The 15,796-nt window shown below is 69.8% G+C and carries 14 protein-coding genes and 1 pseudogene; 6 read left to right on the top strand and 9 right to left on the bottom strand.

What is annotated here, in order from left to right; genetic code table 11:
- Window positions 1–162: 162 nt before the first annotated feature.
- Together ACQP1K_RS06425 and ACQP1K_RS06420 are read left to right on the top strand one after the other, a co-directional pair.
- Window positions 163–759: a hemerythrin domain-containing protein gene (locus ACQP1K_RS06425; RefSeq protein WP_433499945.1), complete on the top strand. Its 597-nt coding sequence runs from the start codon at window positions 163–165 to the stop codon at window positions 757–759.
- A 206-nt stretch (window positions 760–965) separates the two neighbouring features.
- A complete protein-coding gene (locus ACQP1K_RS06420; protein ID WP_055477928.1) occupies window positions 966–1,160 on the top strand; it encodes a hypothetical protein in 195 nt (64 codons plus the stop codon).
- Window positions 1,161–1,272: 112 nt separating this feature from the next.
- On the opposite strand, the gene ACQP1K_RS06415 is transcribed toward ACQP1K_RS06420, so the two are convergent.
- Both ACQP1K_RS06415 and ACQP1K_RS06410 read right to left on the bottom strand, forming a co-directional pair.
- A complete protein-coding gene (locus tag ACQP1K_RS06415; protein WP_433499944.1) occupies window positions 1,273–1,584 on the bottom strand; it encodes a DUF3817 domain-containing protein in 312 nt (103 codons plus the stop codon).
- Between the two features lie 30 nt (window positions 1,585–1,614).
- Window positions 1,615–2,490 (bottom strand): SURF1 family protein, encoded by an 876-nt coding sequence (locus ACQP1K_RS06410; RefSeq protein ID WP_433499943.1) that lies wholly within the window; start codon window positions 2,488–2,490, stop codon window positions 1,615–1,617.
- Window positions 2,491–2,587: 97 nt separating this feature from the next.
- On the opposite strand from ACQP1K_RS06410, the gene ACQP1K_RS06405 reads away from it, so the two are divergent.
- Window positions 2,588–2,761 (top strand): hypothetical protein, encoded by a 174-nt coding sequence (locus ACQP1K_RS06405; protein WP_433499942.1) that lies wholly within the window; start codon window positions 2,588–2,590, stop codon window positions 2,759–2,761.
- Between the two features lie 266 nt (window positions 2,762–3,027).
- Here ACQP1K_RS06405 and ACQP1K_RS06400 read toward each other — a convergent pair whose 3' ends face one another.
- The 5 genes and pseudogenes from ACQP1K_RS06400 to ACQP1K_RS06380 form a co-directional block, all read right to left on the bottom strand.
- Window positions 3,028–4,953, bottom strand: coding sequence for a gamma-glutamyltransferase family protein (locus tag ACQP1K_RS06400; protein WP_433499941.1), 1,926 nt, complete (start codon window positions 4,951–4,953; stop codon window positions 3,028–3,030).
- The gene (locus ACQP1K_RS06395; protein WP_433499940.1) at window positions 4,950–5,081 is read right to left on the bottom strand and encodes a hypothetical protein; all 132 of its coding nucleotides are present in this window, start codon (window positions 5,079–5,081) and stop codon (window positions 4,950–4,952) included. Before ACQP1K_RS06395 ends, ACQP1K_RS06400 begins: the two co-directional genes overlap by 4 nt.
- Before the next feature lie 325 nt (window positions 5,082–5,406).
- Entirely contained in the window at window positions 5,407–6,456 is a 1,050-nt protein-coding gene (locus tag ACQP1K_RS06390) for an HNH endonuclease signature motif containing protein (protein ID WP_433501501.1), read from the bottom strand.
- Window positions 6,457–6,545: 89 nt separating this feature from the next.
- On the bottom strand, window positions 6,546–7,370 hold the full coding sequence (locus ACQP1K_RS06385) for a hypothetical protein (RefSeq protein ID WP_433501685.1): 825 nt from the start codon (window positions 7,368–7,370) through the stop codon (window positions 6,546–6,548).
- Window positions 7,371–7,491: 121 nt separating this feature from the next.
- A pseudogene (locus ACQP1K_RS06380) lies at window positions 7,492–8,130 on the bottom strand (DUF222 domain-containing protein); the annotation flags it as partial.
- An 834-nt stretch (window positions 8,131–8,964) separates the two neighbouring features.
- On the opposite strand from ACQP1K_RS06380, the gene ACQP1K_RS06375 reads away from it, so the two are divergent.
- From ACQP1K_RS06375 to ACQP1K_RS06365, 3 genes are all read left to right on the top strand, one after another.
- Complete coding sequence (locus ACQP1K_RS06375) at window positions 8,965–9,939, top strand: MerR family transcriptional regulator (RefSeq protein WP_433501500.1); 975 nt, start codon at window positions 8,965–8,967, stop codon at window positions 9,937–9,939.
- 158 nt (window positions 9,940–10,097) lie between these two features.
- Window positions 10,098–11,312: an urease accessory protein UreH domain-containing protein gene (locus ACQP1K_RS06370; RefSeq protein WP_433499939.1), complete on the top strand. Its 1,215-nt coding sequence runs from the start codon at window positions 10,098–10,100 to the stop codon at window positions 11,310–11,312.
- A gap of 39 nt (window positions 11,313–11,351) precedes the next feature.
- Entirely contained in the window at window positions 11,352–12,845 is a 1,494-nt protein-coding gene (locus tag ACQP1K_RS06365) for a tetratricopeptide repeat protein (protein ID WP_433499938.1), read from the top strand.
- A gap of 176 nt (window positions 12,846–13,021) precedes the next feature.
- Here ACQP1K_RS06365 and ald read toward each other — a convergent pair whose 3' ends face one another.
- Window positions 13,022–14,137 carry an alanine dehydrogenase gene (gene ald, locus ACQP1K_RS06360; protein ID WP_433499937.1) on the bottom strand — a complete coding sequence of 372 codons (1,116 nt, stop codon included), beginning with the start codon at window positions 14,135–14,137 and terminating at the stop codon, window positions 13,022–13,024.
- A gap of 72 nt (window positions 14,138–14,209) precedes the next feature.
- Entirely contained in the window at window positions 14,210–15,586 is a 1,377-nt protein-coding gene (locus ACQP1K_RS06355; RefSeq protein ID WP_433499936.1) for an aspartate aminotransferase family protein, read from the bottom strand.
- Window positions 15,587–15,796: the final 210 nt, after the last annotated feature.

Genomic DNA, 15,796 nt, shown 5'->3' with positions numbered 1-15,796 from the left:
CTTGTGCAGACCCGTCGTGTCGTTCTGTGAAGATCTGGTGCATCCCGTCTGAGGTGGCCGATCGTACGAAATCCGCAGGCATGGGTGGGCGTTTCGGTCCCTGGTTAGGGGTAGCCCGAATATGACCGGAGACCCCGAACACGACCAGGGAGGAGGCGCCCGATGGACCGCCAGACCAGGCCGGAAACGATGCGGGAGAACGACGTCATCGATCTTCTGCTCCGACAGCATTCCTTCATCAGGGATCTGTTCGACGAGGTCGACAGGTGCCGGGGAGAAGAGCGGAAGGAGGCGTTCAGCCGACTCGTCCGCCTGCTCGCCGTACACGAGACGGCCGAGGAGGAGATCGTCCACCCCTATGCGCGGCGCAAGCTGGTCGGCGGCGACGCGATCGTCGACAGTCGCCTGCAGGAGGAGGAAGAGGCGAAGGAGATGCTCAGCCGCCTCGACGACATGGACGTGATGACGCCCCAGTTCACCCAGGAACTGGAGCGGCTCCGGGCCGCGGTGTTCGCCCACGCCGCCGCCGAGGAACGCTATGAGTTCGCCGAGTTGAAGGCGGCGACCAGCGAGGCCGAGCGCAGGGCGATGGCCGTGGGGGTCAAGGCCGCCGAGGCGATGGCTCCCACTCACCCGCACCCGGGCGGCCCCGAGTCCGCGACCGGAAACATCCTGCTCGGCCCGCCGCTCGCCATGATGGACCGGGCGCGTGACGTGATCCGCAAGGCGATGGGCAAGTCCGAGTCCGGCGAAGGCTGAAAAGGTGTGCGGCATCCGCGCGGCACGGCCACGGCCCGGCCGGGGCCGCAGGCCGTGCCCGGGGGTGTTCGGATGAGGGGTGTTCGGATGAGGGTTCCCGAGACGGCACCGGACAGTGCGGGATGGCACCGGACACTGCCTCGGAACTCGGCGACGGGTCCGTACGTTCTCCTGGCGACGCAGCAGAGAACATGAAAGGCCGGACGATGTCGCCACTCGGAAAGTACTACGTGGGTGCGGGAATTGTGGCCGTGCTCGCCATCCTCCTGCCGATCCCCTCGCTCCTGACCTGGCTGATCGTGCTCGGCGTGCTGGGCGCTCCGGTCGTCGCGTACTTCATGCTCGACGAGTCGCAGCGCAAGCGGCTTCGCCGTATCCGCCGCCGCCAGATCGGCGGCTGAAGAGCACACTGAACAGCAGTGTTGAACAGCAGTGTTGAAGGTCTGCGCTGAAGGTCTGCGCTGAAGGTCTGCGCTGAAGGTCTGCACTTGAGGGCAGAGCTGAGGGGCGCTACTACACCGCCGCGGCCGCGAGCTGCTTGCGGACGCGGTCGGTGGCCTTCCGCTCCATGACGAAGGACAGGAACGGGATCGTCCCCGAGAGCAGCACGAGCAGCAGGTAGCCGAAGTTCCACCGGGCCTTGAGCCCCAGGTTGAACGCCGCCACCAGATAGACCATGTACAGGAAGCCGTGGGCCTGCCCCACGATCATCACCGCGGTGGGGCTGTCGAATCCGTACTTCGCGACCATCGCCACGCAGAGCGCGAGCAGCATCACGCCGACGATGTACGCCATCACACGGTAGAACTTGAGCGCGGAAGCCACTTGATCATTACCTCTGCTGGAAGTCGTTCATCACACGATATCCGCACCGTCCGCCGGTCCCCCCGGCGCCGCCGGTGTCGCCCGGTCCCCCGGTGTCGCCGGTGTCGCCGGTGTGACCGATGTCTCTGTCGTCTCCTGGGCGGTACCGGCGCGTGCCGCACGGGCGGCGCGTACGTCGTCGCGCACGAAGTGGAACCACATGTAGACCGCGAAGAGTGCGAACACCCACCATTGGACCGCGTAGGCGAGATTGCGCCAGGTGAGGCCCACGCCCTCGGTCGGCGGCTGCACGGCGACGTACTCGGCCTGGGATGCCGGCTCCTGTGCGGTCGCGACGATGAAGCCATCGCGCAGCGGAGCGTCGGTCCACACGTTGATGAGCTCCCCGGTGGACACGGTGGCCACCTGCCCCGCCGGCAGCGCCTGCGACGATCGCTGCACGGCGTTGGTCGGCTCGGCCGGGCGGAGCCGACCGGTGACGGTGACGACCCCCGCCGGTACGGCGACCGCCGGGTCCTCGGGTGAGGAGACCCAGCCGCGTACCACGGCGACGAGCGTGCCGTCAGCCAGCCGCAGCGGGGTGAGCAGCCAGAATCCCCTGCCCTTGGCGGCCCGCCCCCCGGGGGCGGACACGTCGGCCACCCGGTCGGCCACCAGGAGCTGGCCGGATGCGTCGTAGGCGCCGGTGGCGGTGACCTGCCTGCCCACCACATCCGCCGGGATGTGCCGGCCCGCCTGGGTCAGCTCGGTGACGGCGACCGGGGCCGGATCCTCGGCGAGCACAGGTTTGCCCGATGCCTCGAAGACGCCGAGCTGCCAGCGCCCGAGCATGGCGAAGGACACGAGCACCCCGATCACCAGCAGGTGCAGGGCCACCAGCCGGGGAGCGAACAGGGTACGCAACATGGATAACACGCTATCCGCCGATGGCCTCGGTCCCGCACACGGCGGAAAATCCGACAAATCGCTTCGTCGTGCTTCCGTGGTCGCTAGAGTTGCGCACATGTCCGACCCTCACGTTGACCCGGCCGGAAACACTCAGGCGTTCCGCGCCTTCGCACAGCAGCAGGACGCGGCGGCCGCGCGGGAGCAGCCGTCCCGGTTGCCGATTTGGATCGCCGTCGCCGTGCTGCTCCTGGTGGTGCTCGCCGTGGTGGTATACCTCCTGCTCAGCTGATCTCCAGCCGCACCGACCGCCGGAGACCGGCCGCCGACGACCGCACCCGTCGGCGGCTTTGCCGTGCCCTCGTGTCCCTCGGCGCGCCGGCCGGCACCCGTCGTGTCTCAAGGACCCATCGGCGTCCCGTCGGCGTCCCGTCGGCGTCTCAGGACCCGTCGGCGTCTCAAAGACCACGTCCACGTCTCAAGGACCTGTCGGCGTCCCGTCGGCGTCTCAAGGACCACGTCCGCGTCTTCAAGTGAATCCAAGGCCTGCCGGCCGACTCAGCGTGTCCTGAGCACGAGAGCGCTGCCGCCCCCGCGCCGGGAGGGCTCGGCCACCGCCTGGATCCTCCCGCCGTCGAGGAACTCCAGCCCGGTCGCCGCGCCGATCTCCCCGGAGGGCGGGCCTGGAACCGGGGCGAGCGTGTGGCCGAGAACGGCGAGCGCCGTGCCGTACCTCTCGACGAAAGCGGGCTCGGCCTGCGTCGTGGCGGTGTTGCGCTGAGAAGCGCGGGGAGCAGCGATCGCCTGGGGCAGCGACATGCCGAAGTCGAACCGGCCGACCAGGATCTGGAGCACGGTCGTGATGATCGTCGAGCCGCCTGGCGACCCGACCGCCAGTAGCGGCCTGCCGTCCTCGAGCACGATCGTGGGCGCCATCGACGAGCGGGGACGTTTGCCCGGCGCCGGCAGGTTGGGGTCGCCGGGCGCGGGACCGAAGGTGAAGTCGGTCAGCTCGTTGTTGAGCAGGAATCCGCGGCCGGGCACCACGATGCCGCTGCCGCCCGTCTGCTCGATCGTGATGTTGTACGCCGCCACGTTGCCCCATCTGTCGGCGACCACGAGATGGGTCGTCTCGGGCCCCTCTGCCTTCTCCTCACCAGACATCTGCTCAGCAGACGTCTCCTCACCAGACTTCCCCTCGATGGATGAGGAGCCCCGGGATGGTGCGGGAGACGACTGTGTGGGAGGCGACTGTACGGAAGACGGCGACGTGGCTGACGGCGACGCCGGGCAGGCGGTGAGGGAGCCGAACGAGCCCGGTGAACCCGGCGTGGCCGGGTGCGGCATCGCGACCGGCCCGATCAGGCAGGCTCGCTCCTTGCCGTAGACCTCGGACAGCAACCCGTCCAGCGGCACGTCCACATGGGCGGGGTCACCCACGAACGCGTTGCGGTCGGCGAACGCGAGCCGAGACGCCTCCAGATATCGGTGCAGTCCCTGGACCCGCGACTTCCGGCCCCGGGACTCGGCGTCCGGCAGCGCGGCCAGGATGTTCAGCGCCTCCCCGACCGTCGATCCGCCCGACGACGGCGGCGCCATGCCGTACACGTCGAGGCCCCTGTAGGTGACCTTCGTTGGCGGCCTCTCGATCGCACGGTAGGCCGCAAGGTCGGCCGTCTCCATCAGACCGGGACGGACGAGCCTGGTGGAGCCCGGAGTCACCGGCGGCCGCCGGACCGCGGCCACGATCTCCCTGCCGAGTGCCCCACCGTACAGCCAGTCCGGCCCGCGCCGGCCCAGTTCGCGGTACGTCCTGGCGAGGTCGGGATTACGGAAGACCGACCCGACGGCCGGTGGACGGCCCCCCGGCAGGAAAAGGGCGGCGGTCGAGGTGAAGTCCTTGAAGCGATCCGCGTTCTGCGCGGTCTGGTCGTGAAACGTCCGGTCGACGACGAAGCCCCTCTCCGCGGTCTCGATCGCCGGACGCAGGGCCCGCCGGAGCGGCATCGTGCCGAACCGGCGCAGCGCGAGATCCCACTGCGCGACGCTGCCCGGCACCCCGACGGACAGACCACTGGTCACCGCCTCGTCGAACGGGACGCCCTCGAACGTCGTGGCGGTCATCGCCCGCGGCGCGGTCTCCCGGCCGTCGATCGTGGCGACGCTCCTGGTGCGGGCGTCGTAGTAGACGATGAAGCCACCGCCCGCGAGGCCCGCCGAGTACGCCTCGGTAACGCCGAGTGTCGCCGCCGCGGCCACGGCGGCGTCCATCGCGTTACCGCCCTGACCGAGCACCTTCAGCGCCGCCCTGCTTGCGTCGAGGTCCACCGTCGCCACCGCCCCGCCGTAGCCCTCCGCCACCGGCTTCTTAAGGTCCGGCTTCCGCTGGGCCGGCGAGACCGGCACCGGCGAGACCGATGCCGGCGGGGTCACCGGGCCGATGAGCGTGACCAGCCCCAGCGACGCGACCACGGCACTTCTCATCCCACGACCTCCAGAGTATCCGCTTCCGGATCCGCCTCCACGACCTTCGCCGCCCCAGCACCGGCCTCCGCAGCATCCACCACGTCTTCTTCCATCACTGCGTCCACCACCATCACAACATCGATCACTCCAACATGACTCACAATGTCAGAATCTGTACGGAAATCTCCGAGCATGCCAGCCCCGGCTCGGTCGCCGACCCGCCGTACTCCTGTCGGCGTACCAGGCCGTACCACCCCCGACAGGTGCGCCGACCTGGTGCGATGACCTGACGCACGGGAGTGCGCTCCCGCCCTGCCCGATTAAATGTGAAAGATCTGGCTTGGTCAGTCGTCATCGGCATATTCCAGGTCGTCAGCACAAGGAGTGCCCAGCTCATTCAGCTTGAGATCCCACACCTGGACCGCTTGCCGCTGAACTGGCGTGGTTACGCACTACTGCGTCGCAAGGCGGTCAAAAAGGAGGGATGTCGTGGTCGGGACAGAGAAAGGGCCGGGCGCCAAGGGCGTCGGAACCTTCGCTGTCCGGAGAGTCACGCCCCGGTGATTCCCCGCTCACCGATCCCGGTCTCAATACCGAACCTTCCGCCGGAACCTCATCGGCCATGATCGGCTCGGTGTCCTGTGGCAGGCGGCCGGGAGGCGCCTCGGGCCAGTTCCGCGGCTGCGGATCGGGCAGAGGGACCATGATCGGAGGGAGCCGGACCGGGTAGACATGCCCGAGCGGGCTGGTCCAGATGGTGAGACCCGGCTCGGGCCTGGTCACCCGCCAGCCGCCCTCGTGCTTGGCGCGATGGTCGTGCCGGCAGGCCAGCTCCAGATTGTCCGCACAGGTGGGGCCGGCCAGGGACCAGTCCACGATGTGGTCCTGGTCGGTCTTGGTCGCAGGCACGCGGCAACCGGGCCAGGAACACACCCGGCCACGGATTTGGACATAACGCCGCAAGACGGCATCAGCCCGCCGCCGCCCGACCTCACCACGATCTGAATCACCGCGACCGGCCCCACCACCGCATGAATCACCGCGACCACCTGGATCACCACTTCTTGGATCACCACTGCCTGGGTCGCCGCGACCGGCCCCACCACCGCATGAATCACCGCGACCACCTGGATCACCGCGACCACCGGGATCACCACTGCCTGGATCACCGGCGAGCCCGCGGCCCTCACCCCAGCCGGATCCGCCGTGTCCCAGATGGCGGCGGGCCTGCCGGAACAGATCGGCCAGGAGCTTCGACCAGGCGTCCGCGCCGGCGGGCCGGCGCGTCAGTTCACACAGACGCGCCCAGGAGATCTGCAGTTCCACGATCCCGCCCCGGCGCGTATCACGCGAAGGCACATCCCCGGCCGGGCAGGCGTCACCGGCCGGGTGAACGTCAACTGCGGGACAGGCCGCACCCGGAGAGGAGATGACCGGTCGCGCGCGGCGGCGGGTGATCCCGGCGTGCAACAGCCGGCCGTCGTCACCGCACACGGCGAACCGCCACTCCCCCGACAGCATCCCGGCCACGATCCGACGGGCCAGGTCCGCGTGCACGAATCCCCAGCCGGGCACCTGAGCGGGATGCTCATCGAGTCCCAGCAGAGTCATCACCCCGACACGGATCTCACCGACCGCCCGCCCCCGGCCCGCCCGCACCGGCTCCTCCCCGCCCGGCCCGGCCCCCACGATGAGCCCGGCCACGCCCAGCACGCCCCCACCGTCGCCCCCACCGTCGCCGCCGCTGCCACGACCACCACCATCACGGACACGGCCACCCCGGCGACCGCCCCCACCCACACCATCACTCTCGGGTTCATCACCGGTCCCAGCGCCGGGAACACACCCGCGACCGCGACCGGGATCACAGCCAGGACCAGGGCTGGGAACGGGATCGTGACCACCGTCAGGGCCCTCACCCACACCGGAGCCGACACCGGAACCGACACCGGAACCGGCGTCAGGATCGATGCCACGCTCGGGAACGGGACAGCAAGCAGGACGAGCACCAGGGTCACAGCCAGGATCAGGGCCGACCCCAGCACCGGAAGCGGGACCACCGCCGAAATCAGCATCACGGTCGGGACCTTGGCCACGGCCGAAATCAGCACGACAATCGGCACCGGCACCGGGCATGGGATCAGGCCCAGGAGCGGGACCAGGATCAAAGCCAGGGCCGGCCCCAGCAGCGGGGTCGGAACCAGGACCGGATCCGGGGCCAAGGCCGGGACCGGGGCCGGAGCCAAGGCCGGGACCGGGGCCGGGACCGGAGTCGGGATGAGATCCGAAAGCGGGACCAGGACCAGCATCAGAACCAGGGCCAGAGCCGGAATCAGGACCGGGACCGGGATCACGACCGGGGCCGGGGCCGGGATCACGACCGGGGCCGGGGCCGGGATCAGGGTCGGGGTCGATGAAGGGATGCGCGCGGACATGAGCGACGATCTCTTCATCGCTCAGTCTCGCGAACGAGCCGTCCAGCGATCCCAGGAACAGATCCGCCCGGATGTGATCGATCGGCCGCCGATCTCCGGCGCGCTTGCACGCCCGTGCCAGCACATCGATCCGCTCGCACCCGGCCACGGCCCGATCCAGGGGCAGGTCCAGCCCCGACACGCTCGCCGTGCCGTCGCCGTTGCGCGTCCCCACCACCCGGCGCCGCCGCACCGCCTCGGCATACCGTTTCTGCGCCCACAACGGATCGATCGCCAGCACCATCCGCTGGATCCGCTCGATCAGCTCCCCGACCGTCCAGCCCGGCGCCTGCCCCACCAGCCGGGCGCACACCTGCCCGGCCTGCTCATCGGTCAGCCCCGCCGTCCAGCGGACGAACGCCACCGCCCGCGGCTCATCCAGCACCCCCGCCAGCATCGCCTCCCCCAGCACCGGCAACCGCCGATGCACATTCCAGGCCAGCTCGAAAGCGTTATCGGAACGGCGGCGCGACCACACCAGCGCCGCCCGCGCCTCATCAGGAGCGAACTCATCGGGCACCTGAACCCGGCGCACCTCCTGGCCCGACCCCTGCTCGCGCAGCCCCACCTCCAGCAACACCGCCAAAAACCAGGCCCGGGCATGACACACCTGCCGGTAGGCCGCCTTCAACACCTCCACCGTGTCGAACCCCGACACCTGGCACGCATCCACCCCGGCCAGCACCACCGCCAGCTCCGCCCCCGGCACCGCCCGGGCCATCCCCTCCGGCAGCGGCACCGGCACCCCGCCCCCACCATCCAGCCACCCCGCCCACACCCCACTCCCGACCCCGCCCCCACCACACCCGGCACCGGCATCGGCATCGGCATCGGCACCAACAGTGGAAGAAGCAGGAGCAGGAACCGGGACATCCCCCGGCGACACGACCGGCAGACACGGCACCGGCGACCCACCCGGCAAGACCGGCTCAGACAACGGAACAGCCACGACGGACACCCCCTCACCGAGACGAAAACAACCGCCCCGATCACCCGACCGGGACTCCCCTTGACAGGAAACGGCTACCTCAGCACTCGGCGAATGGCCCGAAACAGCCCGCCGGCAAAACCCACCCTCAACGTCTACCCCAACCCTACCTCGAACACCTTATCGAACACAACCCGTCACACTCCGCAATCATCCCTGGTAGTCCAACCGCCGTCAGCTCGGCCGCGGTGTTCGAACGGCCAGTGACCATCACTCGGGACCTATCCGGCTTGAGCGGATACCCCTCGAACGCCCGGCAAAAGGACGGACGTCACTCGGTGTTCACAAGAGCCGGGCGAGTGCTCCACGGAGGGGGTGACCGCCCAGCCCACTCCCAGCGTTGCCACAGGGGCATTGCCTCCCCGCCTAACGGTCGTTTCGATTCGCCGCCGCGGCCCTCCCCCTCTGCCCCTTCACCCTCTGCCCCTTCACCCTCTGCCTGTTCCTCCTGGTCTTCGAGCCCTCCCGGGAAAGCGGACGCGGTAGGTTCCGGCGTCTGGAGAACCAGGTGGAACCGAGCGAAAATCAACTTGAGTCTCCAGTGACTGGAAGGTGGAGGCTGTGGACGTGAACGACCACGGCGAACCGCTCACCATCGGGCAGCTCGCGCGGCGGACCGGCGTGCCGGTTCGCACCATCCGTTTCTGGTCCGACATCGGCGTCATCCCGCCGACCGACCGTACGGCCGGGGGTTACCGGCTGTACGACGCGGAAGCGGTGGCGCGACTGGATCTGGTCCGTACGCTGCGCGAGCTGGGTCTCGACCTGCCCACGGTCAAGCGAGTGCTGGCCAGACAGGTCACCGTGGCGGAGGTCGCGCGCGCGCACGTCGCTGCCCTGGACGCGGAGATCCGCCTTCTCCGGGCACGCCGGGCGGTGCTCCGGTCGGTCGCGGAACGCGCAAGCACCACCGAGGAGATGAGGCTCATGCACGAACTGGCTCGACTTTCGGCAGCGGAACGACGGCAGATCATCGACGAGTTCGTCGACGAGATCTTCGCCGACACCGATCCGGAGGCACCCGGCGCGGCCATCGCGGACCGTATGCGCCAGATGCCGCCGGAGCTGCCCGACGATCCCACGGCAGAGCAGGTGGACGCCTGGATGGAACTCGCCGAGCTCGTCGCCGACCCCGACTTCCGGCGGCGCGCACGTGAGATGGCGGTCGCAGGTACGGACACCGGCTCAAACGGTACGGACAACGGCCGAAACAGTACGGACACCGGCACGTACGGCACAAACACCGGCACACACAGCCCCGAAGGGCCGCGCTACGACCCTGCGGCCGTCCTCGAGCAGGTTCGTACGGCCATGACCGAGGGTATCGCTCCCGGCTCGGCTCGTGGGCGAGAGGTGCTGGACCGGTTGATCGATCCGAACCTGCCCGCCGACGAGCGCGTACGGCTCGCCGACCAGGTAGAGCGGTTCACCGACCGCCGGGTGGAGCGATATTGGCAGTTGCTGGGCGTGATCAACGGGACACCCCCGTTCGAGCCGAGCGTGCCTGCTTTCGAGTGGTTCATCGCCGCTCTCCGCGCGTAAGGTCGCGGCTGCGCGCAAGCGGACAGCTTGAGACAACCGGCTGACCCGCCCCCTGGTAGGCGGCTCCAGCGACCTGTCACCGTCGAGAAGGAGTCGCCTGCCGGGGAGCCAGCCAAATGTTACTGGTCGCTCCCGGTTGGACACGTTACGTTGCGAGCATGGATCCGGCTGCCCTACTCGTCGGCGGACTCGCCGCAGGTCTCGCCGCCGGCACCGCTTCATGCACGGCCGTACAGGGCGGCCTGCTCATCGGCCTGGTCGGCCCGTCTCGGCACAGGACGGCGACGCCCTCCTGCCGCCATCCCGCCCACATCGAATCCGGCTCACCCCACAGAACCGACACCGGACACAAAGCCGGCACAGGTCCGGCCACTGCGGATCGGGCGCTCTCCGGCGGATCGAGACGCGACCTGACCGTGGTGGGGGTGTTCCTGTCGGCGAGACTGCTGTCCCATCTCGCCGCCGGCGCGCTGCTCGGTCTGGTGGGCTCGGCCGTACAGATCGGTCCGCGGGCCAGGGCCGTGTTCCTCGTCGCCGCCGGGATCGCGGTGCTCGCCTTCGCCGTACGCCTGCTCTTAGCGGACAGACGCCCCTCGGGATGCGCGGCACACGGCTCGGGAGACCATTCAGCGCACGGTTCCGCACAAGGCCAGACAGACGGCTCCGCACACCGATCGGCACACGGCTCGGCACACGGTTTCGCATGTGTGACGCGCGGGGCGGCGAAACCGGGAGAACCCGCGGGGATCCTCCGGGCCACGGCCCTCGGACTCGCCACGATCCTCGTTCCGTGCGGGGTGACGATCAGCATGGAGGTCGTGGCGGTCTCCACAGGAAGCGCCCTGGGCGGGGCGGCGGTTCTCGGAGGGTTCGCCATCGGAACGGTGCCCGCCTTCGCCGCGCTGGGACTGCTGCTGCGCCGGGTCGCCGGGAGACGCCCGGGTGCGCTGACCATGCTGGCCGGGGTCGCCGCCCTCGCCGCCGGAATCTTCACGGTCGGGTCGGGGTTGCGGCTGGGCGGATGGCTGCCCGATCTCGGCCCGGCCGCCGCATCCGCCACGTTCGCCCGCCAGGGGCCCGACGGCGTTCAGCGTCTCACGATCTGGGCGACCGCCGGCGGGTTCCGGCCCGGCGTCGTCCGCGCCGTCGCCGGCCGCGCGACCGAGATCGTCTTCCGTTCCCACGACAACCGCGGCTGCACGCGCGCGCTCTCCATCGACGGCCGTGACCTGGTGCTGCCCGTCACCGGTGAGCAGTCGGTACGGCTCGCGCCACGCGAACCGGGGCGGCTCCGCTACGCCTGCGGCATGGGGATGTATGTCGGTTTCATCTCATTCGAGAAGATTCCCGCGAGCCAGAGGACTTTGAAATAACACTCCGTGACGACCGGATTACATGTCACGCTGTCTCCCATGACTTTCGTGGGAACCACCGAGGCCGCGCCGGCACAGCCGGACATCCGGCTCCGGGGCATCCAGGTCCCGGAAGCGTCCCAGGGCATACGACCCGCGTCCCGGGGCGTACGACCCGTCCCGGAAGCGTCCCGGAGCGTACGGCCCCCGGACCCGGTCGAGGATGCCCTGCTCGCCGCGGCCCACAGCGGTGACCCGGACGCGGCCCACCGCCTCGGCCGCCGCTACGCCGAGCGCGGTGACCGGTGGGCGGCCAGGCACTGGTGGGAGCGGGCGGCCCGGGTGGGGAACGTCGACAGCGCCTTCAACCTGGGGGTCTGGCACCAGCGGCACGGGACGCCGGAGGAGGCGATCGGCTGGTACGAGACCGCGGCCGGGACCGGTGACGCCGAGGCCGCGGTCAGACTGGCCATCCTTCTGCTGGACCGGCGGGGCGACGTGCCGACGGCACGGCGCTGGCTCGAGATGGCGGCGGAGAACGGCGCGACCGGAGCGGCCCGGCGGCTCGCGCAGCTGTGCGAGGACGAGGGGCAGATCACCGGCGCACGTCACTGGCACACGAAGGCGGCGCTGGAGGGCGACCTGCGATCCGCCCACGACCTCGGGGTCCTCGGTTACGCGGCGGGCGACGAGGCCGAGGCGGGTCACTGGTGGGAGTACGCCGCCCGGGGCGGCCATGCCGAGGGCGCCTACCACCTGGGCCTGCTGATGCAGGCGACGGGCGACGACGATCGCGCGGAAGAGTCCTACCGGCTCGCGATCAGGGCCAGGGCCGATCACCCCGGTGCCGCCTGCCGCCTCGGCGGCCTCGCCCTGGCGAGGCGGGACCTCTCCGCGGCTCGGACGTACTTCGAACTGGCCGCGCGCACCGGGCACGTCGAGGGCCAGCGCCGGACGGGCCTCGTCTGCGTGGAGATGGGAGAACGGGCGGCGGCCGGCTACTGGCTCGGCCTGGCCGCCGCCGCGGACGATCCCGACGCCGCCTACAACCTCGGCCTGCTGCTGGTCTCCGAGCACGGCGACCTCCTGGGCGCGCGGCACTGGTTCCGAATGGCCGCCGCGCGCGGGCACCGCCGGGCCGCGGCCGAGCTGCGCGATGTGCTGGCCCGCTCGCACGACTGCCCCCACGGGGAGCAGCCGCTGCTGTATCCGCCCGCGCCGTACTGGGACCGTCCGGCCAGGCCGGACCAGTCGGCCCGCGCGGAGCTGGCGGTGCTCGCCGCCGGTCGGCGGGGCGCCCCGGCGCCCGGCGAGCATGACCTGATCGAGATCATCGGCACGTGGGATCTCGTCATCCGGGGGCTGCCGGAGCAGGCCGACCCGATCCGCCGCCTGGCCGAGACCAGCGGCCTGCACGCGACCGCGATCGAGCACCTCTGCTCGGTGCGGGCCACCCTCCTGCGTCCGGGTACGGCCCCGTGGCCGACCCCGGCCGAGGTCGCGCACGTCCTGGTGACCGCACGCGACCTGCGCAGGGGCCTCGGTCTCCGCTAGACGGGCCGGGCCAGGCGCGCCCAGAACGCCGGTCGGGTAACCGATATCCGGGGGCAGGAAGGGATCGAGGACCGCACGCGAAACCCGCGACCGGCGGGTTGCGCAGCGGACCGGAGCTTCCTCCCGGCGCGGCGGCCGAGGCCGTCGGACACCGGTGACATCACGTGACCGCTGCTCTAGGCGGCGAGGACCACGCCGACCGGCGTGAAGGGCAGCTCGTGCGCTACCGCGACCGGCTCGTTGGTCACCGCGCCGGCATGGGTGTTGAGCCCGTGCCGGAGCGCGGGGTCGCCGCGCAGCGCGTCCCGCCAGCCCTGATCGGCCAGCTTCAGCACGTACGGCAGCGTGGCGTTGGTCAGGGCGTAGGTGGAGGTGTTGGGGACGGAAGACGGCATGTTGGTGACGCAGTAGAAAACGGTGTCGTGCACCGGGAAGGTCGGCTGTGCATGGGTGGTGGGACGGGAGTTCTCGAAACAGCCGCCCTGGTCGATCGCGATGTCGACGAGCACCGCGCCCGGCTTCATCCGGGAGACCAGCTCGTCGGAGACGAGCTTCGGAGCCTTGGCGCCGGGGATGAGCACCGCGCCGATGACCAGATCCGCTTCGAGCACGGCCCGCTCGATGGCGTAGGAGGTCGACACGAGCGTCTTCATACGGCCCTGATAGATGGCGTCGATGTGCCGCAGTCTGTCGATGTTGACGTCGAGGATCGTCACCTCGGCTCCCATGCCGACGGCGACCTGCGCGGCGTTGAACCCGGAGACGCCGCCGCCGATGACGACGATCTTGGCCGGGGCGACGCCGGGCACCCCGCCGGGCAGCACTCCGCGGCCTCCGTTGACGCGCATGAGGTTGTACGCCCCGACCTGCATGGCGAGGCGGCCCGCCACCTCCGACATCGGGGCGAGCAGCGGCAGCGCGCCGCCGGCCTGCACGGTCTCGTACGCGATGGCGGTGGTCCCTGCCGACAGCAGCGCGTCGGTGCACGGGCGGGAGGCCGCCAGGTGAAGGAAGGTGAACAGCACCTGGTTCTCGCGGAGCCGGTGATACTCCTGCTTCACCGGCTCCTTGACCTTGAGGACCAGCTCGGCCTCGGCCCAGATGCGGTCCGCGCTCTCTTCGAGCTCGGCTCCGGCGGCCAGGTACTCCTCGTCGGATATGTGCGAGCCGAGTCCCGCCCTCTTCTGGACCATGACGGAATGCCCCCTGCGGACCAGCTCGTGAACGCCCGCAGGTGTCGCGGCGACCCTGTTCTCGTGGCTCTTGATCTCGGTAGGCACACCGATCTTCACGAAAAGGGTCCTTTCATACGGTGCTCGGCGGAGTCCACACGCCGCTGGGCGCATCCGTATGAGGGTAGACCGTCAGAGGCGGGTCCATGCCTCGGATAGGACAGAACGGAGAATCGACTCGATTTCGTCGAACTCCTCGGGCCCGCAGATCAGCGGCGGAGCGAGCTGGACGACCGGGTCGCCACGATCGTCGGCGCGGCAGTACAGCCCGGCTTCGTACAGCGCCTTCGACAGGAAGCCGCGCAGCAGCCGCTCGGACTCCTCCTCGTCGAACGTCTCCTTGGTTGATTTGTCCTTGACCAGTTCGATGCCGTAGAAGTAGCCCGACCCGCGGACATCGCCGACGATGGGCAGGTCGCGCAGCCTCTCCAGCGTGGCGCGGAAGACCGGCTCGTTGGCGGTCACATGACCGAGCAGGTCCTCACGCTCGAAGATGTCCAGGTTCGCCAGGGCCACCGCGGCCGACACCGGGTGACCGCCGAAGGTGTACCCGTGCGCGAACGTCGTCGTGCCGCGCCGGAACGGCTCGAACAGCCGATCAGAGACGATCATGGCGCCCATCGGGGCGTAGCCGCTGGTCAGCCCCTTGGCGCAGGTGATGATGTCCGGTACGTAGCCGAACTTCTGTCCGCCGAACATCGTGCCGAGGCGGCCGAACGCGCAGATGACCTCGTCGGAGACCAGCAGCACGTCGTTGGCGTCGCAGATCTCCCGCAGCCGCTGGAAGTATCCGGGCGGCGGCGGGAAGCAGCCGCCGGAGTTCTGCACGGGCTCGACGAAGACGGCGGCCACGGTGTCCGGGCCCTCCATCTCGATGGCCTTGCCGACCTGGTCGGCCGCCCAGCGGCCGAACGCCTCCGCGTCCTTTTCCAGGCCGTCGAAACCCGAGATCTCGTCGGCGCGGTAGAGGTTGGTGTTGGGCGCCTTGACCGCACCGGGCACCAGCGGCTCGAAGTCCTGTTTGACCCCGGGGATGCCGGTGATCGACAGCGCGCCCTGGGTGGTGCCGTGGTAGGCGATGGACCGGCTGACCACCTTGGTCTTCAGCGGCTTGCCGCGGAGCTTGAAGTACTGCTTGGCGAGCTTCCACGCCGACTCGACGGCCTCACCGCCACCGGTGGTGAAGAAGACCCGGTTGAGGTCGCCGGGGGTGAGTCCGGCCAGTCTCTCCGCCAGCTCCGCCGCCCTGGGATGCGCGTAGGACCACAGCGGGAAGAACGCGAGCTCCCGGGCCTGCTTGGCGGCGGCCTCGGCCAGCTCGGCGCGGCCGTGGCCGACCTGGACCACGAACAGCCCCGCCAGACCGTCGAGGTAACGCTTGCCGTTGATGTCGTAGACGTACGCGCCCTCACCACGGACGATCATCGGCACGTCCGACCCGTCGTAAGCGCCGTGACGGGTGAAGTGCATCCAGAGATTGTCCTGTGCGGCCTTGAGAACGCGGGTCATCGCAACCTTCCCTATCTGATCGGGGCTTTACCCAGTTTGCCCACCTTGCACGGTTTTGCCAAGTGATTACGTGGTGACATCGTGAGAACACCTCGGAATCCGCGATGGCATCCTGCAACGACAACGAAATCCGTCAAGCTTGATCTACGCGCGGCGCACCGTCGGCCGTCCACGCCACCGGCGGGTCCCCGAAATCCGGGCGGTGTGATC

Source organism: Sphaerimonospora sp. CA-214678 (assembly GCF_050942215.1).
Lineage (GTDB): Bacteria > Actinomycetota > Actinomycetes > Streptosporangiales > Streptosporangiaceae > Sphaerimonospora.
This window is presented reverse-complemented; position numbering and strand designations above follow the sequence as displayed.

Excerpts from the sequence above, each read along its gene's own strand:
- ACQP1K_RS06425 (WP_433499945.1), top strand. The coding sequence starts at position 163 with ATGGACCGCCAGACCAGGCCGGAAACGATGCGGGAGAACGACGTCATC.
- ACQP1K_RS06420 (WP_055477928.1), top strand. The coding sequence starts at position 966 with ATGTCGCCACTCGGAAAGTACTACGTGGGTGCGGGAATTGTGGCCGTG.
- ACQP1K_RS06410 (WP_433499943.1), bottom strand. The coding sequence starts at position 2,490 with ATGTTGCGTACCCTGTTCGCTCCCCGGCTGGTGGCCCTGCACCTGCTG.
- ACQP1K_RS06405 (WP_433499942.1), top strand. The coding sequence starts at position 2,588 with ATGTCCGACCCTCACGTTGACCCGGCCGGAAACACTCAGGCGTTCCGC.
- ACQP1K_RS06400 (WP_433499941.1), bottom strand. The coding sequence starts at position 4,953 with ATGAGAAGTGCCGTGGTCGCGTCGCTGGGGCTGGTCACGCTCATCGGC.
- ACQP1K_RS06390 (WP_433501501.1), bottom strand. The coding sequence starts at position 6,456 with ATGCTGTCGGGGGAGTGGCGGTTCGCCGTGTGCGGTGACGACGGCCGG.
- ACQP1K_RS06385 (WP_433501685.1), bottom strand. The coding sequence starts at position 7,370 with ATGTCCGCGCGCATCCCTTCATCGACCCCGACCCTGATCCCGGCCCCG.
- ACQP1K_RS06370 (WP_433499939.1), top strand. The coding sequence starts at position 10,098 with ATGGATCCGGCTGCCCTACTCGTCGGCGGACTCGCCGCAGGTCTCGCC.
- ACQP1K_RS06365 (WP_433499938.1), top strand. The coding sequence starts at position 11,352 with ATGACTTTCGTGGGAACCACCGAGGCCGCGCCGGCACAGCCGGACATC.
- ACQP1K_RS06355 (WP_433499936.1), bottom strand. The coding sequence starts at position 15,586 with ATGACCCGCGTTCTCAAGGCCGCACAGGACAATCTCTGGATGCACTTC.